Source organism: Hyphomicrobium sp. DY-1, from assembly GCF_047497105.1.
Taxonomy (GTDB): Bacteria; Pseudomonadota; Alphaproteobacteria; order Rhizobiales; family Hyphomicrobiaceae; genus Hyphomicrobium_B.
Genome location: NZ_CP134870.1, coordinates 459,739 through 476,993 on the forward strand (window position 1 = coordinate 459,739; position 17,255 = coordinate 476,993).

General features: G+C 61.5%; 17 protein-coding genes and 1 tRNA gene. 13 read left to right on the forward strand and 5 right to left on the reverse strand.

The genetic code is table 11. The features are described from left to right. The first annotated feature begins 9 nt into the window (after positions 1-9). From uvrC to RLW41_RS02180, 6 genes are all read left to right on the forward strand, one after another. Complete coding sequence (gene uvrC / locus RLW41_RS02155; protein WP_414463283.1) at positions 10-2,001, forward strand: excinuclease ABC subunit UvrC; 1,992 nt, start codon at positions 10-12, stop codon at positions 1,999-2,001. 121 nt (positions 2,002-2,122) lie between these two features. After that, complete coding sequence (locus RLW41_RS02160; protein ID WP_414463284.1) at positions 2,123-4,918, forward strand: mechanosensitive ion channel family protein; 2,796 nt, start codon at positions 2,123-2,125, stop codon at positions 4,916-4,918. Between the two features lie 98 nt (positions 4,919-5,016). Beyond that, a complete protein-coding gene (gene pgsA, locus RLW41_RS02165) occupies positions 5,017-5,604 on the forward strand; it encodes a CDP-diacylglycerol--glycerol-3-phosphate 3-phosphatidyltransferase (protein WP_024276208.1) in 588 nt (195 codons plus the stop codon). A gap of 7 nt (positions 5,605-5,611) precedes the next feature. Then, positions 5,612-5,890 carry a molybdopterin converting factor subunit 1 gene (gene moaD / locus RLW41_RS02170; RefSeq protein WP_013948608.1) on the forward strand — a complete coding sequence of 93 codons (279 nt, stop codon included), beginning with the start codon at positions 5,612-5,614 and terminating at the stop codon, positions 5,888-5,890. A 4-nt stretch (positions 5,891-5,894) separates the two neighbouring features. Further along, the gene (locus RLW41_RS02175) at positions 5,895-6,359 is read left to right on the forward strand and encodes a molybdenum cofactor biosynthesis protein MoaE (protein ID WP_414463285.1); all 465 of its coding nucleotides are present in this window, start codon (positions 5,895-5,897) and stop codon (positions 6,357-6,359) included. Positions 6,360-6,539: 180 nt separating this feature from the next. Beyond that, positions 6,540-7,820 (forward strand): N-acetylmuramoyl-L-alanine amidase, encoded by a 1,281-nt coding sequence (locus RLW41_RS02180; protein ID WP_409560676.1) that lies wholly within the window; start codon positions 6,540-6,542, stop codon positions 7,818-7,820. 677 nt (positions 7,821-8,497) lie between these two features. Here RLW41_RS02180 and RLW41_RS02185 read toward each other — a convergent pair. The 3 genes from RLW41_RS02185 to RLW41_RS02195 all read right to left on the reverse strand — a co-directional run bounded on the left by RLW41_RS02185 (position 8,498) and on the right by RLW41_RS02195 (position 11,723). Further along, complete coding sequence (locus tag RLW41_RS02185) at positions 8,498-9,454, reverse strand: diacylglycerol/lipid kinase family protein (RefSeq protein WP_414464644.1); 957 nt, start codon at positions 9,452-9,454, stop codon at positions 8,498-8,500. 87 nt (positions 9,455-9,541) lie between these two features. After that, positions 9,542-10,450 (reverse strand): RNA polymerase sigma factor RpoH, encoded by a 909-nt coding sequence (gene rpoH / locus RLW41_RS02190; protein ID WP_013948612.1) that lies wholly within the window; start codon positions 10,448-10,450, stop codon positions 9,542-9,544. A gap of 187 nt (positions 10,451-10,637) precedes the next feature. Further along, positions 10,638-11,723, reverse strand: a complete 1,086-nt coding sequence (locus tag RLW41_RS02195; RefSeq protein WP_414463286.1) for an RluA family pseudouridine synthase — start codon at positions 11,721-11,723, stop codon at positions 10,638-10,640. Here RLW41_RS02195 and RLW41_RS02200 point away from each other — a divergent pair. The 3 genes from RLW41_RS02200 to RLW41_RS02210 all read left to right on the forward strand — a co-directional run bounded on the left by RLW41_RS02200 (position 11,715) and on the right by RLW41_RS02210 (position 13,853). Further along, the gene (locus RLW41_RS02200) at positions 11,715-12,089 is read left to right on the forward strand and encodes a hypothetical protein (protein WP_409560679.1); all 375 of its coding nucleotides are present in this window, start codon (positions 11,715-11,717) and stop codon (positions 12,087-12,089) included. The two genes, RLW41_RS02195 and RLW41_RS02200, sit on opposite strands and share 9 nt — an antisense overlap. 169 nt (positions 12,090-12,258) lie before the next feature. Beyond that, positions 12,259-12,334: transfer RNA gene (locus RLW41_RS02205), tRNA-Glu, on the forward strand. Positions 12,335-12,485: 151 nt separating this feature from the next. Next, positions 12,486-13,853: a hypothetical protein gene (locus tag RLW41_RS02210; RefSeq protein WP_414463287.1), complete on the forward strand. Its 1,368-nt coding sequence runs from the start codon at positions 12,486-12,488 to the stop codon at positions 13,851-13,853. Here RLW41_RS02210 and RLW41_RS02215 read toward each other — a convergent pair. After that, complete coding sequence (locus tag RLW41_RS02215) at positions 13,831-14,034, reverse strand: hypothetical protein (RefSeq protein ID WP_414463288.1); 204 nt, start codon at positions 14,032-14,034, stop codon at positions 13,831-13,833. The genes RLW41_RS02210 and RLW41_RS02215 overlap by 23 nt on opposite strands. A gap of 119 nt (positions 14,035-14,153) precedes the next feature. Beyond that, positions 14,154-14,429: a helix-turn-helix transcriptional regulator gene (locus RLW41_RS02220; protein WP_414463289.1), complete on the reverse strand. Its 276-nt coding sequence runs from the start codon at positions 14,427-14,429 to the stop codon at positions 14,154-14,156. Between the two features lie 40 nt (positions 14,430-14,469). Between RLW41_RS02220 and RLW41_RS02225 the strand changes: the two genes are divergently transcribed. From RLW41_RS02225 to RLW41_RS02240, 4 genes are all read left to right on the forward strand, one after another. Beyond that, the gene (locus RLW41_RS02225) at positions 14,470-14,970 is read left to right on the forward strand and encodes a hypothetical protein (protein WP_414463290.1); all 501 of its coding nucleotides are present in this window, start codon (positions 14,470-14,472) and stop codon (positions 14,968-14,970) included. An 89-nt stretch (positions 14,971-15,059) separates the two neighbouring features. After that, positions 15,060-15,560: a hypothetical protein gene (locus RLW41_RS02230; RefSeq protein WP_414463291.1), complete on the forward strand. Its 501-nt coding sequence runs from the start codon at positions 15,060-15,062 to the stop codon at positions 15,558-15,560. A gap of 78 nt (positions 15,561-15,638) precedes the next feature. Next, positions 15,639-16,364 carry a hypothetical protein gene (locus RLW41_RS02235; protein ID WP_414463292.1) on the forward strand — a complete coding sequence of 242 codons (726 nt, stop codon included), beginning with the start codon at positions 15,639-15,641 and terminating at the stop codon, positions 16,362-16,364. Between the two features lie 249 nt (positions 16,365-16,613). After that, complete coding sequence (locus RLW41_RS02240) at positions 16,614-17,243, forward strand: DNA N-6-adenine-methyltransferase (protein WP_414463293.1); 630 nt, start codon at positions 16,614-16,616, stop codon at positions 17,241-17,243. The last annotated feature ends 12 nt before the right edge of the window (positions 17,244-17,255 follow it).

A 17,255-nucleotide genomic window follows, 5' to 3' on the forward strand; every position in this document is an offset into this window, starting at 1 on the left:
AGGTGCGCCATGACCGAAGAACCCGCGACATTGACATCCCCCCCGGAAACGCCCGCAAAGACAGGGCCCGAGGTCATTGCGGCCTATCTCAAGCTGCTGCCGCAGAGCCCCGGCGTATATCGAATGCTCGATACGGACGGCGAGGTGATCTATGTCGGCAAGGCGAGGTCGCTCAAAGCCCGCGTCTCGAATTACGCCCGTCTCAATGGCCATACGAACCGCATCGCACGGATGATCCTTTCGACGGCGTCGATGGAGTTCGTATCGGTACGCACCGAAGCCGAGGCGCTTTTGCTTGAGGCGAACCTCATCAAGCGCTTCCGGCCGCGCTTCAACGTGCTGATGCGCGACGACAAGTCGTTTCCTTACATTCTCATCAGCCGGGACCACGGCGCGCCGGCCGTCATGAAGCATCGCGGTGCGCGCAACCGCAAAGGCCGATACTTTGGACCGTTCGCGTCCGCTGGCGCCGTCAGCCGCACCGTCAACATGCTGCAACGCGCGTTTCTGCTGCGCTCATGCTCCGACAGCGTCTACGACAGCCGCACACGGCCGTGCCTGCTCTATCAGATCAAGCGTTGCTCGGCGCCGTGTACCGGAGAGATCAGCCTCGACGATTACGGCCGGCTCGTCGATGAAGCGGAAAGCTTTCTCAGCGGCGAAAGCCAGACGGTCCGCGAGATGTATCAACGGTTGATGGCGGAAGCCGCAGAGAAGCTCGAATTCGAGACCGCCGCGACATATCGCAATCGTCTATGGGCGCTGGCGCATGTCACGGCCGATCAGTCGATCAATCCGGAAGGCGTCGAAGAAGCCGACGTGTTCGCCGCCTACCAGGACGGCGGACAGACATGCATTCAGGTGTTCTTCTTCCGCACCGGACAGAACTGGGGCAATCGCGCCTACTATCCGAAAGCGGATCGCTCGCTGAACGTCGAGGACGTACTCGATAGCTTCATCGCGCAGTTTTACGACGATAAGCCCGTGCCGCGCCTGATCCTGATCTCGCACGATATCCCGAACCGCGAACTGCTGGCCGAAGCGTTGACGACAAAGGCGGAGCGCAAGGTTGAAATTCGCGTGCCATCACGCGGCACCAAATCGACGCTCGTCGAACATGCGCTTGCGAACGCCCGCGAAGCGCTCGGCCGAAAGCTCGCAGAAAGCTCGTCGCAGGCGCGTCTGCTCGAAGGTGTGGCGGAGCGGTTCTCGCTTGCGGCCGTGCCGCGCCGCATCGAGGTTTTCGATAACAGCCATATCTCCGGCACCAATGCCGTCGGCGGCATGATCGTCGCGGGGCCGGAGGGGTTCGTCAAAGGCCAGTATCGCAAGTTCAACATCAAGTCGCCGGAGACAACGCCGGGCGACGACTACGCCATGATGCGCGAGGTGCTGACACGCCGCTTCAAGCGCATCGCGGAAGCCGAGGTGCTGGACGAGATCGAGACCGAGGTCGAAGAGATTGCCTCGGACGTCAGCGGCGGTCCGCTTTCGCCCATTGTCGACGATCCGGATGACACCGCAGATGAACGCGTGTTTCCAGACAAGCCCGATCTCGTCCTGATCGACGGCGGCCTGGGGCAGCTTTCGGTCGCGCGCGAAGTCTTGGCCGGCTTCGGATTGCACGACATTGCATTGATCGGTGTCGCAAAAGGTCCGGATCGCGATGCCGGCCGCGAACATTTCCACATTCCTGGGCGCGACCGGCCGATCATGCTTGAAGCGAAGGACCCGGTGCTCTACTTCGTGCAACGTCTGCGTGACGAAGCACATCGGTTTGCGATCGGCACGCACAGGGCGAAGCGTGCGAAATCGCTCGGTGCCAATCCGCTCGACGAGATCGAGGGCGTTGGTCCCACGCGTAAGCGGGCGCTTCTGAAACACTTCGGCTCGGCCAAGGCGGTGTCACGCGCCGGTGTCGAAGACTTGAAGGCCGTCGATGGAATCTCGGCCGATATGGCCAAAAAAATCTACGACTTCTTCCACGAACGGGCGGGATAGTCGCGGGGACTCTTTAAAGGCTAGCCAGCTGCACACCGTCCGCCCTAATTTCGCGGCACTTGAGGGCGATGGGCCATCTCCCTTGTGCTCAATTCACTTTCCAAAGGCTCCAGTTCTGCCGATGCTCAGACGTGCACTTGCGATCGCCACCTTAGCCATTCTCTTTGCGGTACCGCGGGCCGACGCCCAGGACGCCACCACGAACGGCTGGGCACCAGTTGCCGATCCCGTCAAGGAAACCAAGGAAGCCCCGGCTCAGCCGCAGGCGCAGGCCACGACGCAGGTACAGCCGATCGCTCCGGCGCAATCTGCGGAACCGCCAGCCGCGGCGGCACCCCAGCAGAAGCCGCAAGCGGCGCCCGCTCAGACTATCACGCCGACGCAACAGCCAGCTGCGGCGGCTCCAGCGGCCCAGCCAGCGCCTGCGGCACCCGCCGCAGCACCTCCTCCTGCCACGGCGCAAACACCCGCTGCAGCCGCTCCTGCGGCGACTGCAGCCCCAGCGGCGCCTGCGGCAGCTGTTCCGGCGGCAGCGGCTCCCGCTGCGGCAGTTCCCACCGCAGCTCCGGCAGCACCAGCTGCTCCTCCGCCGCCGCCCGCGGTTTCTCAGGAGGTCAACGCGGAGATCACCAATCTCGTCGGCCAGATGGACGGGGCGGAGAAATCGCTTTCGAACATCTCGAACGCCGACGACGACCTCGGGCAATTGCGCGACAAGCTCGACGCGGTCATTTCAAAGACGACGGAAACGGCAGATTCTCTGCGTCCGCGCTTGTCTGACATTCAAACGCAGATCAAGCGGCTTGGTCCACCGCCCGCGAAAGACCAACCGTCGGAAACGCCAGCCGTGGCAGCGGAACGGTCGAGGCTCGACGCGCGCGAGGCGGACGTCTCGGGAGCCATTAAGACGCTCGAAAACACTTGGTGGCGCGCCCGCCAGGCGATCGACAAGATCACCGAGCTGCGCCTCAAAATGTTCGTACGCAGCCTCACTGAGCAGATGACGAGTCCGGTCTTTCCCGAGTTCTGGAACGACTTCCACAGGCACAGGGAGGCCATTCAGTGGCGCCTTGATTATAACGCGCGGGATTGGTGGAACGCTGTTACCGGACAGAAGACGAGTGCCCTGATCCTGCTCGTCGCAGTCATCGGTCTCTATCTGCTGCTCAAGACCGTGATCGTTTCGATCACGCGCTATCGGGCACCTCCGAGCGCAACCCCGCCGACGTTCTTCCAGCGGGCAGCTTCCGCCGCATGGATCGCGCCGGTACGGGCGATTCCTGGTGTTGCAGCAGCCTTCCTGGCCTATGGCGGCCTCGAATATCTTGGACTGCTCTATTATCCGACCGCCGCTCCGGTGGGTGTGGCCCTTCTTGAAACATCGCTGGTATTCGTGGCGGTGTCCGCGCTGGTCATTACAGTCTTCGCGCCGCGCAGTCATGAGCGGCGGCTGATGCATCTTTCCGATCGCAGCGCGCGGCGCATCTCGCGGCTTCTCGTCATACTGGCGCTGATCTATTCGATCGATCTCTTCCTGTCGAAGTTCGCGCAGGTTCTGTATTTGCCGCTTTCGATGAGCGTCGCGCAGTCACTGTTCACGAGCATTGCGTTCGCGCTTGTACTGATCGGCCTCCTGCTGACGCCCTTCGAGTCCAACCAGATGACCCGCACGCGTCCGGTTACGCGCAGTGAGCCGCTGTGGCTCAAGCTGCCGCTATGGGTTGCGGCGTTGTCCATCATCGGCCTTTGCCTCACGGGCTACATCGCGCTCGGCCGGTTCCTGGCGCAGCAATTGGTCATGACCGGTGTTGTCGGACTTGTAGCCATGCTTCTGATCCTCGCAATCCGCGCCTTTACGCGCGGCAGCACAACGTCGCGAGGACATATCAGCGAGCTTCTCGAAGCTCGGATGGGCTTCGATGACGTCCGCCGCAAGCAGCTCGGCTGGCTGACGGAAACCGCGCTGACCCTGGGTGTAGCGCTGATCACGGTGCCTGTGCTCCTGCTTCAGTGGGGTTTTTCGGCTCCTGACATTCGCGACTGGATGCAACGGGCATTCTTCGGCTTCGAAGTCGGCTCGATCCGCATCTCTATCGTGCGCATCCTGATTGGCATCGCGCTTTTCATCGCGGTGATCGTCGCTACCCGAATGATCCAGCGGCGTTTGCGCGAGAACATTCTCATCGCGCCGAAAATGGACCCGGGCATCGCGAACTCGATCGACACTGCGGTCGGCTATGCCGGTACGGCGCTCGCCGCTGTGATGGCGATCTCTTACGCCGGGTTCAACATCACGAACCTCGCGATCGTCGCCGGTGCATTGTCGGTCGGTATCGGTTTCGGCTTGCAGTCGATCGTCAATAACTTTGTCTCGGGCCTTATCCTCCTGATCGAGCGGCCGATCAAAGTCGGCGACTGGATCGTCGTCGGCAGCGAACAGGGGACGGTGAGAAGCATTTCGGTCCGTTCGACGGAAATCGAGACGTTCGACCGCGCTAGCCTCATTGTGCCGAACTCGGAACTCATTACCGGCCGCGTCTTGAACTGGACGCACCGCAGCGCGCTCGGCCGAGTGGTGCTGAAATTTTCTGCCGGGGCCGAGATCGATCCCCGGCTCGTCCTGCCGATCCTCAACGAATGCGCTGCGCGGCATCCTACGATCCTGCGGGAACCGGCCCCGCTGGCGACGTTTGACGGCTATACGCCGACGACGACCGAGTACACCCTGCGGATCATGCTTCCCGACATTACGCATTCACTGAAGGTCCAATCGGACCTTCGGATTGCAGTCTACGAGGCGTTCCGCAAGGCCGGCATTGTCAGTCGGCAGGCTTTCGCACCGCCAGCTGCCGTGTCCCCCCCACCACCACCCGATCCTGTGCCTCCCCCGGTTCCGGCTTCGGCCGCGGCGTCATAACGAATTCCTGCGGCTTTCTGCCCTGAGCCGTTCACCATCGACGCGCACTTTGCTCACTGGGGATTGACGGCCCGGCGGTGCTGCGGCTACCCAAAACCATGGATCACGTCGCGCACCGCTCGCTGTCAATGAGCCTGCCCAATATCCTAACTTACGGACGGATTGCGGCCGTGCCCGTGCTTGCGGGCGTGCTGTTCTTCGGGACGGGCGAAATTGCGCGCTGGCTGGCGTTCGCGATTTTCGTTGCCGCCTGCGTAACAGACTGGCTTGATGGCTATCTGGCCCGGATCTGGGAGCAGCAGTCCAATCTTGGCCGGATGCTGGACCCGATCGCCGACAAGCTGCTGGTCGGCGCGACGCTGCTGATGCTGGTGTATACGGACACCATTGGCAGCTGGTCGATCTGGGCGGCTCTGACGATCCTGTCGCGCGAGATCCTCGTATCGGGTCTACGCGAGTTCCTGGCGGAGCTGAACGTCAAGGTGCATGTGACGCAGCTTGCTAAATGGAAAACAGCGGTCCAGTTCGTGGCGCTTGCGATCCTGCTGGCCGGGCCGGCCGCTGAGAAGCTACTCCCCGGCACGACGCTGGCCGGAATGGTGCTGCTTTGGGTGGCGGCGCTCCTTACGCTTCTCACCGGCTATGACTATCTGAAGGCCGGTATCCGCCACGCGATCTATCGCTGAGCCCGACATGACCGACAGACAATCAGCCCCCGAAGTGACGCTTCGCTATTTTGCGTGGTTGCGCGAGCGCGCAGGCGTCAGCGAAGAGCGCCTGAGACTGCCGGCCGATATCGTGACGGTCCGCGATCTGCTCCTCTGGCAGGCGCGCCGTGGGCAACCTTTCGACCAGGCGTTTGCCAAACCCGAGGCTATCCGTGTCGCCATCGACCATGCCCACGTGAAGCCGACGGCGGCCGTCGGCAATGCTCGCGAGATCGCCTTCTTTCCGCCCGTTACGGGAGGTTGATACCGTGGCCGTTCGGGTCTCCACCGACGATTTCGATATTTCCGAGGAGATGGCGAAACTCTCGGACGGCGACACGGGCATTGGCGGCGTGGCGCTCTTCGTCGGCAAGGTTCGCGGCGACGTTAAAGGCCAGCCTCTCGTCTCGATGACGCTCGAACACTATCCGGGCATGACGGAAGCGGAACTCGCACGCATCGAGACGGAAGCTTGCGCGCGCTTCAAGCTTTCGGCGTCGCTGATCATACATCGGGTCGGCGAACTCAAGCCTGGCGACAACATCGTGCTCGTCATCGCCTGCGCGCCGCACCGGCAGGATGCGTTCGCGGGCGCCGAATATCTGATGGATTATCTCAAGACGCGCGCGCCTTTCTGGAAAAAGGAAACGCTTGGCGACGGTAGCGCACAGTGGGTCGATGCCCGCGAAAGCGATGAGGATGCCGCCGCGGCGTGGGCTCTAAGGAGCAAATAGATTTTCGAGGCTTCGATAGCTGGCATTTTAGCGCGGCAGTTAACGGCCGCTTAACCGGCTGAGCCGGATAACCTTAATCCTTGTGCCACTTTGACCGCCAAAACGCCATCTTCCGTAGGCATACAGATCGTATCTGTGGCGCACGGGCTGGGTGGGCGCGCCTTGGGGGAAACGGAACGAATGCGTAGTTTGGCTCGACGCGCATTGAGCGGCGTCTTCGCGGCAGTCATTGCCGCCGCTGCGATGTGCACCGCCTACGCCGATGAGTTGCAGGTCGCAGCAACGGCGGCGACGGCCGTGCCCGCACCGGTGCCCGTTGCCGCACATCGCATCACCGGCACACGCTTCGTCATCGGCCTCGACAGCAAAGTCAAATACCAGATCTTCTCGCTTTCGAACCCGAACCGGGTCGTGATCGAGTTGCCGGAGGTCAACGTCCGGCTGCCGGAACTCAACGGCAAGACACCCGTCGGCCTCGTCCGCAGCGTGCGCGCCGGTCTCGCAGCAGCAGGAAAAATGCGCGTCGTAATCGGGGTCACGCAGCCCGTCGTCGTCGAGAATTCCGAGATCTCCAAAGACGACAAGGGACAGTATAGAATTTCCCTCGCGATCCTCCCGGCCAGCGCGGCGCTTAAAGGCGACGTCAAAGGCGTGGCGACACGGACGGGGCTTGCACCTCTCAGCATCCAGCCGCCGCTTCCCCGTCTCGCCGAAAGCCCCAAGGAACGGGCAGCGCGGACCTTCAAGCCGATCATCGTGCTCGATCCGGGGCACGGCGGCTATGACTCGGGCGCGGAGAAGCGCGGCATCGTCGAAAAGAACGTCGTCCTGGCGTTCGGATTGGTGTTGCGCGATCTGCTTGAGAAGACCGGGCGCTACAAAGTGCTGATGACACGCAGCGACGACACGTTCATCCCGCTCGACGAGCGCACGCGATTTGCCGAAAAAAACAAGGCGAACCTTTTTATCGCGATCCATGCCGATTATTCGGACGGCGGTTCGCGTGCACGCGGCGCAACAATCTATTCGCTGCGTGACGGTGTCGCCAAAAAGCTCGAGCGGTCCGCGAAGGGCGAAATCGCACGCAACGTGCTGTCGCCGGACGAGATTGATACCGTCAAGAGCGTCAACGGCGACGTCAATGCCGTGAGAGACATTCTTGCGGATCTCGCCGATCGGGACGTCGAGCTGACGCACGAACGCACGGGCATGTTCGCGAAGTCGGTGATCGAGAACATGGGCGAAAGCACGCCGCTTCGCGATGAGCCGGAGCAGCAAGCCGCTTTCCGCGTTCTGAAGACGGCCCAGTTCCCGTCCGTGCTGATCGAGCTGGCCTACGTCACCAATCCGAAAGACGCGAGCAATCTCAAGTCAGACGAATGGCGCGAGAAAGTCGCGCATTCGATCGTCGCCGCCATCGACAACTACTTCTCACGCGACATCGCCAGATTGCCTATGTAGTTGGCTTTTTTGATTGCGCCGGCGACTTCCCTCCGGGGAGCCGGCCGCCGGCGCAGACGATGCAGCGAATATTTCGGCGCTTCCGGCCGGCGTCGCGAAGCGCCAAATAAAAAAGGCCGGCTCATCAAAGCCGGCCTTGGTATCTTGTGTGGCAGGAGATCGTCGCACCGACCTCCCGCAGTGCATCAGTTATCTCCTACATGGAGGATGCTTATGGTGTTGACGCCAGAGCAGAATAAGCCAACGTTTCCTCGACATATCGCGCGAAGAGTACGCTTCGCTGGATCGGAGAAATTCGATTGGCCGGTGACAGCGCTTCTGCATGAGGCACTCCATCTTCCAGGTAACCGCCCATCCGCTCGATAGAGCGGATTTTCCGATACCGAGACAACGCACGCGCTCGTCCAGCACTCGGGCTCACTGAGCGGCGCGCTAACGTTCCGGGTTCGGTATCGACGGGGCGGGGAGGGTTGGACAGAGACGTGAAGTCGTGGAGCCTGGACACGAACGACGCTCCCTCGGGCAGCCCTGTCCATCGCTGCCACGCGCCGTTCGAAGCCATCTGCCGGTCCGTCTGGATCCGGTTCAGAGAAGAGAAGGGCATGGACCCCTAGTTCTCGCTCTGACGCTCGCACAATGTTGTAAGGACATGCTTTAGCCGCATACCTCGCAACGCTTCACGACTCATAGGCTAAGCGATTCGCGTGACGTTTCGTGAGATCAGCAACATAGCGATTGGGGACGAGGAGACGCACCGGCTTTCCCGCGGCGTTGACCTCGACCGGCGATCCGCCCGCATCGTCGCCGTCGATCTCAACGGGCGTGGTCGTAAAGTAGCCGATGCGGGCAGTATTGACCGGCAGAACGTGCACACCCTTCGGCCGCGTTTCGGGCCGGGCAATCCATCCGAACGCCAGCGAGATGAGGTTGGCTGCCGTTTCGAGACGCGTCCCTGCTTCCATCACGACCGCCATCAGCCTGTCGCGTCCGAGACCGGCGTCCGGCGCCAGCTCGAACACGCTGGCGTAACGGCTGGCGAACGACAGGATTGTCCAGCTCGCCTCGAACCTGCGGCCATCCAGTTCGACGTCGAAGCGTCGCGGACCTTCAGCGAGTGTTTTCAAAACCGGATAGACATACGCCCCGCGGCCGAACGCCCGTTTCGTCCGATAGCTGAGCTTGGCGACGACACGGGCATCAAATCCAGCGCCGAGCATCAAGAAAAACGGCGCGCCATTCACAAGGCCGCCGCGAACGTCAACCGCAGTATCCGCAAGCAGCACATCGGCCACCTCCCCTGCCCGCCTGCGCAGCCCGATTTCGTTGGCGAGGACGTTACCCGTTCCGATCGGAATGACGCCCACCGGCAGCTGGGTGCCGGCAGCGCCCGTCGCCACGGCGCGGAACGTCCCGTCGCCGCCCGCCGCAATGACGGCGTCGCAGACATGACGTTGGGCCAGTTCCCGCACGCGGTCCGCCGCTTCTTCGGCACTGCGCGCCGGGACCTGAAACACGTCCGCATTTCTTGCGCGCAATGCACCCAACACCCCGTCGAGCAGCCTCGGCAGGGCAACGCCCGCAGTCGCGTTGAAAACAAGTGCAAATCGGCGCCGCATCGGCGTGGCGAACCCCATAAGAGAATGGCGGCGCCGTTCAGCGCCGCCAGAATACCCATTGGGACATCGCGTATGCGCCGCGAGTTGCGGCGTCAAGACTGTCCTTTAGCGGTGGGCCTCAAGGGCGGCAGGCGCTTCCGCCTGCCGAGCCGTCGACGTCACCGCCTTCTGGACCTTCTCGAAGGCCCGGACCTCGATCTGCCGGATGCGTTCCCGGCTGACGCCGAACTCTTCCGACAATTCTTCAAGCGTTGCAGGCTCTTCGGCAAGCCGGCGCGCCTCGAAGACGCGACGCTCGCGATCGTTCAGAACCGACATCGCGGACGACAGGTACGACTTGCGCCGTTGCAATTCTTCGTCCTCGACGAGGCGATCTTCCTGCGTCGGCGTATCGTCGACGAGCCAATCCTGCCATTCGCCGGATTCAGCTTCGGCACGGATCGGCGCGTTCAGCGAAGCGTCACCGCCAAGCCGCCGGTTCATATTGACGACGTCTTCTTCCGGAACGCCCAGCTTAGTCGCAATCGTCTTGACGTGTTCGGGCTTCAGATCGCCGTCGTCCAGCGCCTGCAGCTGGCTCTTGGCGCGCCGCAGGTTGAAGAAGAGCTTCTTCTGCGCCGCGGTGGTGCCCATCTTCACAAGGCTCCACGACCGCAGGATGTACTCTTGAATGGACGCGCGGATCCACCACATCGCATATGTAGCGAGGCGAAAGCCCTTGTCTGGATCGAAGCGTTTGACGGCCTGCATCAGGCCGACGTTGCCTTCCGATATGACTTCGCCGATCGGCAGGCCATAGCCGCGATAGCCCATCGCGATGCGCGCGACGAGACGGAGGTGCGACGTCACGAGTTTTTCGGCGGCGTCCGCGTCCTGATGTTCCTGCCAACGCTTGGCGAGCATAAATTCTTCGTCAGGCGCAAGCATCGGGAATTTGCGGATCTCTTCCAGATACCGCGACAGGCCGAGCGAACCGCCGGCCAGGGACGGAAGACCTTTTGCTACTGATGCCATTGCCCTCTGCAGAACCTTCGCCCGTTTCCGGTTCGGCCCCGCGCTCCCTTCTCAGTGTCGGAGAAGCGGTACGCTCCCCCGACGTCGGGTGTTACATAGTAGTAAAATCCAAAATTTCATCAGGGGTTCCGGTCACTTCCACTTGAATGCTCCGTCACCGAACCCCAGGTTTTGGAGCTTGTCTCTTTTACGAACGCCGCCGGCGGCGTTTATCCGTCGGCACTGATGGCATAGGCCGCAAGGCCTCTCCAAGACGTTCGAGGTCCAATGGCAATTTGCTGTAAAAATTCAGCTTTTTGCCGGTAATCGGATGCTCGAACTGAAGTCGCTCAGCATGTAGCGCTTGTCGCATCAACGCGGTTGCTTGGTCTTTCGCATTCGCACGAACCGATGCAAGTCTCGTCTTAAAGCCGGCGCCGTACGTGGGGTCACCCACGACTGGATGGCCGATATGCGCGAGATGCACGCGTATCTGATGCGTACGCCCGGTTTCGAGAACGAGCCGAAGCAGCGAAATATCGCCGGACGGCGTTTCGCCTGGAAAGACGTCGAGAACCTCGTAATGGGTTTTTGCCTCGCGACCATTTTCTCCACGCGCGACGGCGATTTTGAGGCGATTGGCACGGCTTCGCTCTAGGCGCGCATCGATACTTCCGGCCGGTTTGGGAAGTCGACCCCAGACGAACGCAAGATAGCTCCGATGCAGCCGGCCGTCCCGGCCGTGGCTTTTGAACTGCTCCGCCAGCCCTTGATGTGCCGCGTCGGACTTCGCGATGACGAGAAGACCAGAGGTGTCCTTGTCGAGGCGGTGAACGATGCCCGGACGTTTGACACCGCCAATGCCCGAGAGGCTGTCACCGCAATGGGCAATCAAAGCATTCACCAGGGTCCCAGCGTCGTGTCCGGCGGACGGATGCACGACCAAGCCGGCCGGCTTATCGATCACGATGACGTCCTCGTCCTCGTACACGATGTCGAGTGCGATCTCTTCGCCTTGAACTCCAGACTCTTCAGCAGGCGGAATGCTAACCGTGTATGTCAGGCCCGGTTTGACCGGCGTGCGCGGCTCTCGTATCGTGTCGCCCGCGCTGACGTGACCTTCGCGAATGAGCGCTTGGACGCGAGCGCGGCTGACGCCTTCGATTTTCGTTGCAAGCCATCGATCGACACGCTGGCCGGCATCTTCAGGCCCCGCGACGACGTCGATGTGGCTTGCTGTTTTTTCCTCGATCGGCACGTGATTACCAGAAAGAAAACCTGAGAGATGACCCATCCTGAGCCGCCTTCGGCCGACTTGATGCGCGAACAGCGGCTGCAACGCAATCTGAAGATCGTCATTGCCGTTCTCGGGCTTATGATTTTTGCCGGATTAGCGGCCATCGCCTTCAAAATCATATCGACAGCGACGCGCCCGGCGGGAAGCGGGGCTGTGTCGCGGTCCGTAGCCGTCCCTGGCACAGATGCGTCGGTGTCGTTCGAACTGCCCAAAGGCGCCAAGATCGTTTCGATGTCCCTGTCAGGCAACCGCCTTGCTATTCAACACGACGGGCCATCGGGCCCCGGCATTACAATTCTGGATACGGACACCGGGCAACGGGTCATTGAATTGAAACCGACCGAGACATTGCCGCGGAATTGAACCGGGGTTGCTCAATGAGACTGTCGAAGGACATCGAGGGGGCATGAGTTGTTGTTCCCACTTCAGATCGGTTCGCAGCCTGCCGAACGGATGCGTCGGTTTGGCGTGATTGCCGCGCTGACGGGGCTTGATCGGCTGCCGACAGTCGACTACACGTCGCACTGCGCCGGCCCCGTTCGTCTAGTGGCCTAGGACACCCGCCTCTCACGTGGGCAACAGGGGTTCGAGTCCCCTACGGGGCGCCAATTCCATCACCGTTTTTCCTTTTGAAAACAACGCCTTGCTCGTCTCTCAACGGGGTACCGGGGGAGTACTGCGGGGAATAAGTCGTCAACATAGACGTCAGCATAGCGCTGGCTCAGACACTCATGTTGCGACCATCAAACGGAGATCGAATTGGGCCACAAATCGCAACACGCGACCCCTGTAAATCGCCAAGGTGTCTGGTATCTCGTCCGCCGCGTACCGAAGGAATTCTCGACGTTCGACCCGCGCGGCATGGTCACCATCAGCACCGGCGTTCGCGTCCGCCATGACCCTCGCGGCATCCTCGCCAAACAACGCGTCGCCGAACTCGACGCCCAACTCCAAACCTTCTGGCGCCAATGCCGCGATGGCCTCAACCCCCGCGCTGCCGCAGTCGCGTTGAAGGCAACCCAACGTGGCCAGGACGTCGACCTTCCGGTGCTCTCGCTCCCCAAGGTCACCGAACTCGGCGTCGCCGCAGTCATCGAACGCCTCCTCAAAGCGACCGCAGCCCGCCCCATAGAAGATCTCATCGCATCATCGAAGGACCAGGCCTTGTCCGCACCCTCCCTTGCCTTCGGTATCCCAACCTCCGCAGCACCGACCACGACATCAGGTCTGCGCGTGTCTCAAATGCTGGAAGAATTCGAACGCATCAACGCCACGACACTCGCAAGGAAATCCCCTCGCCAACGCCACAAGTGGAAAGTCCATCGCCAAACCGCCCTTGACGTGTTCCTTGAAACGATCGGCGAGGACTGCGCCGTGACCCACCTGTCAACCGCACACACGCACCGGTTCAGGGCCCACTGGCAAGAACGCGCAATAAAAGGCCAAGTGCAAATCAACTCCGCGAACCGACGAATGCGCGCCGTCGCCGGACTCTACAAAGCCATCCATTCCTTCCACCAACTCGATCAGAAAAATCCCTTTACCGCTATCCGCATCCCCGGAGGCCGCGATGGCAAACGCGTTCCCTACCCACCATCCTTCGTCCAGAATCATTTCCTTGCGCAGGACATGTTTGCGGACCTCAACCACGAGGCACGCCGCATCATCTATCTCATCGTCGAAACCGGATTGCGCCCCTCCGAGGCATGTGCCCTCACGCGCGACACCATCCACCTCAACTGCCCTGTCCCCTTCATTGAAGTTTCCAACGAACACCGCGAAACCAAAACCGCCGGATCAGTCCGCGTTATCCCCCTCGTCGGCGTTGCTCTCCTTGCCATGCAACAACATCCCGACGGCTTCCCTCGCTATTACGACAAACCGGATGCCCTCACCGCCCTGCTCAACAAAGCCCTCACAGCCCGAAACCTCCGCCCAGCGGGCCCCAAGCAGAGCATCTACTCCCTCCGCCACACACTTGTTGACCGGCTCAAAGCCGTGGAAGCCCCCAAAGATATCCAGGAAGACATTCAAGGCCACGTGCATACGTACGGCGAGGGAACCACACTCGCGCATCGGCACGCGTGGCTGCAAAAAATCGCCTTCACCCCACCGGCTTCGATATAGACGCCACGATACGCCGCGCACGTTCCATGGGATCATCCTTGCGCGCATCCTCAAGCGCGCGCTCCAACATCTCCAAGATGACCGCGTATTCCTCGCTCACGTGCACGGTTACATACGCCGCATATTTCAGGGCGAATTCGATCTTTTCAACGGTCAGAACAGTCTCGGGGTTCGATGCCATTCCCAAGCATTCGGCGGTCCAATTCCAATTTTCAAACCGATTTTTAAATTGGACGGCGTATCGGGGACTAGCGCGGACTACAGCGGGGTAGCGTGTATTTCACTTCTACGTGACCGCCATCAATCCCGGTTCCCGTCTTCTTTCAACCACCGCAACACCTCATCAAGACTGTAAATCACTTTCGCTCGTCCACCCTTTCCCAAACGAATGGCATTGGGGCCCCGCTTCGCCATCCTCCAATTCTCAAGGGTCCGGTCGCTAATCCGAAGCATTTCCGCGACCTCGACCGATTCAAGGAACACCGGAAGCGGCCTTTTCCGTTCATCGCCCGTCACCACATTCCCCGTTCCCGCGTCCGCGCCAATCAAATCCAGCCTAAACATCGCCGCGGTCATCTGCTAGGGTCGTCTCGTCATCCCCCAACCAACGGCGACCATGAAGCAGGACCGTGACCTAACCGCGATCGAACGCGACCTCAACCGGGCGCTCATCGCCTTCAACATGTCGCGTGGTGTGCTCAGCGCAAAGCTCTCCAATTTCGCCGCGCGGGAAGGGGCGGAGGACCGTCTCATCAACATGGCCGATGAATATGGCCCCGAACACGTCCTGGACGTCATGCGGGACAATCCCGCGCTGCTGGAACTTGCCCGCGCCGCAAGCCCGACCGAAATCGAAGAGTTGCGCAAATCCCTGACCGCCGCCTATGCCAGCAGCCACGACGTCTCCAAGCTCAATTCCGAAAAGCAAATGAAGCTCCGCGAGGCCGATCCCACTCTGCCCAAAGCCGTGATGGTCAACGGCCGCCCTATGGTCTACGACCCCGAGCGAAACGTCGCCTACTGGATGGACACCGGCGAAGACGAGGACATGGACCACGAGGACGTGTCTCTTGAGCACAATTACGACGACGAAGAGGAAGAAGAACGCGGGATGTGAACACTTCCGCTCCCTCGCTTCGTCAAATGACCAAGTGAATCTGCCTAACCTGCTGCTATTAAGCCCTGCTGTCCTTCCCGGGGCTTGCCGTGCACAACATCATTCTCGACCGCGACGACATCGGCCGTCTCCGCGTGGTGCAAGCCAGCGCTTCCACCAGCCTCACCAACCCGCTTGAGGGCATGCACTCCCTTGCGCGCGAAGAAATCCTTTTCAAACCGCTTACCTCCGCCGAGCGACAGCTCATGAAGGCCTCGAAGCACCTCGACATCTACCAGCGCCGGGTGGTCGCCCACTACATCATCAGCAACCGGCGCGCCGATTATCAGCACAAGCAAGACCATCTCGCCCGCCAGGCCACGCGGATGCGCGCAGAGGACCAGATCGACGACGAAAACAAGCGCCAATCAACCCACCTCGACTTCCTCGCTCGCCAGGCCGAGAAGCAGGCCGCCATCCATCGCCACCCCGTCACGCCACAACCGGACACCTCCAAGACCCAGGCCCCCGAGCCTCACCGCCCCGACCCCCACCACGGACACCGCGCCATCGATGATGAGCAGGAAGAAGAAGACGAGATGGGCCGCTGACAACGGTAAGGTCCTTCACCACCCCCACCCCAACCTGCTTGGCATTCGTCCGTACGCGTTGTAATTTGGCGCCACCCCATGACGTTCGACCACAGCCCCGACGACCTTGCGCACGCGCTTGATGACATGCGCACCTATTGGGTCGGTGCCGAAATCGACGCCGCCTATGCCCTCTCGCTCGCGCAGAGCAAAACCTCCCCCATGACCGCCAAAATCCGCAAGCGCGTCGACATCGTCATCGCGCGCAACCTTGAACGCGCCGCCGACAGAACACAGGAACTCCACAAGTGGCTGGCGGCCGGCTTCGCTGAACCCCAACACGTCCGCGAGCTGCTTTCGCGCGTCGCCAACACCGAACGCGCCTGGCGCGAAATGCGCGCGCTTCTCCACACCACCCCGGTCGTGCCGGACCATCCCAACCCGCCAAAGGCCATCACCTCCGCCAACGACCTCCCAGGATGGCTTATGCAATTGGAAGAATGGGCAAGCCCCGAACGCGAAATCATCGACGACCTCACGAGCGCCATCGCGGAAAACGACGCGCGCTCGGACGAAGCCCTCGACCATGTCGAATGGTCAGCGGAAGACGACATCGAGGCCATCGACGCCGTGCTCCACCGCGCCGGCACCTGGACCATCGACACCGCCACGCACACCCTTTTGAGACAGGCCTCCCAAAAGGCCCGCGCGCAGCTCATCGCCCTCAAAGCCCTGGTTCACAAGGCCCGCCCGTTTTCCACCCAGATGAAAATTGCCCAATACCTCGCCGACACCGCCGCCGCCTCGGGCGAAAAACCCAACTAACCGCCTAGCGAAGCACCCGCCACTAACGCAATCCGTTCAGCGATTCACGGGCGACGACCACGCCGCAAAGCGCACCTGATCACATGCGCATGTACGCACCTGCGCATATGCGCAGGTTCCTTTGAGTAACGACCACGGCATTCCCGGGAGGCGAAAAGGCGAGAGGGAGGTCGGCCGGGAAGGGTGCCCGGCCGGGGGTGAAGAGAGGGCTTCATCTCCGCACCGGGCGACAACGAAAGCCCTCCTCCCATGACCAGCCGCACCTTCAACACCCCCACCACGCCCGCCACCAAGGACGAATGGCTGACACCTCCCGACATCATCCGCGCGCTCGGTGAATTCGACCTCGACCCTTGCGCGCCTGTAAAGCGTCCCTGGGACATGGCGAACAACCACTATTCCATCGCCGACAACGGCATGGAGCTTCCCTGGTTTGGTCGCGTGTGGCTCAACCCTCCGTATGGTGACGAAACCTTCAAGTGGATCAGCCGCGGCGCCGCGCATGGCAATGCCATGTGCCTGATCTTCGCCCGCACCGAGACCAAGGGCTTCCACAACGAAGTGTGGAACAAGGCCGACGCCATCTTCTTCTTCAAGGGCCGCCTGAAATTTTTCCACGTCAACGGCCGCGAAGCCGATGGCGCCGCCAACGCGCCAAGTTGCATCGTTGCCTACGGGCCTTCGAACGTCGAGGCGCTGCGATCCGCCTCCGCCAAAGGATTGCTCCGCGGGCGGTTCATTCCCCTCAAATCCGCCACCCCGCCCGCACTGTCACCGCCGGCGATGCACGACGACCCCTTGCCCGCCACGCTGCCTTTTGCAGACTTCAGCCAGCACTCCGCGTTCCTCCCCGGCGACATTCCCCTCTTCCGGGCATGAGCCCCGAGGAAA

Coding starts and splice junctions, on each gene's coding strand:
- uvrC (WP_414463283.1), top strand. CDS start 10: ATGACCGAAGAACCCGCGACATTGACATCCCCCCCGGAAACGCCCGCA.
- RLW41_RS02160 (WP_414463284.1), top strand. CDS start 2,123: ATGCTCAGACGTGCACTTGCGATCGCCACCTTAGCCATTCTCTTTGCG.
- pgsA (WP_024276208.1), top strand. CDS start 5,017: ATGGATCACGTCGCGCACCGCTCGCTGTCAATGAGCCTGCCCAATATC.
- moaD (WP_013948608.1), top strand. CDS start 5,612: ATGACCGACAGACAATCAGCCCCCGAAGTGACGCTTCGCTATTTTGCG.
- RLW41_RS02180 (WP_409560676.1), top strand. CDS start 6,540: ATGCGTAGTTTGGCTCGACGCGCATTGAGCGGCGTCTTCGCGGCAGTC.
- RLW41_RS02185 (WP_414464644.1), bottom strand. CDS start 9,454: ATGGGGTTCGCCACGCCGATGCGGCGCCGATTTGCACTTGTTTTCAAC.
- rpoH (WP_013948612.1), bottom strand. CDS start 10,450: ATGGCATCAGTAGCAAAAGGTCTTCCGTCCCTGGCCGGCGGTTCGCTC.
- RLW41_RS02200 (WP_409560679.1), top strand. CDS start 11,715: ATGACCCATCCTGAGCCGCCTTCGGCCGACTTGATGCGCGAACAGCGG.
- RLW41_RS02195 (WP_414463286.1), bottom strand. CDS start 11,723: ATGGGTCATCTCTCAGGTTTTCTTTCTGGTAATCACGTGCCGATCGAG.
- RLW41_RS02215 (WP_414463288.1), bottom strand. CDS start 14,034: ATGGCATCGAACCCCGAGACTGTTCTGACCGTTGAAAAGATCGAATTC.
- RLW41_RS02220 (WP_414463289.1), bottom strand. CDS start 14,429: ATGACCGCGGCGATGTTTAGGCTGGATTTGATTGGCGCGGACGCGGGA.
- RLW41_RS02225 (WP_414463290.1), top strand. CDS start 14,470: ATGAAGCAGGACCGTGACCTAACCGCGATCGAACGCGACCTCAACCGG.
- RLW41_RS02235 (WP_414463292.1), top strand. CDS start 15,639: ATGACGTTCGACCACAGCCCCGACGACCTTGCGCACGCGCTTGATGAC.
- RLW41_RS02240 (WP_414463293.1), top strand. CDS start 16,614: ATGACCAGCCGCACCTTCAACACCCCCACCACGCCCGCCACCAAGGAC.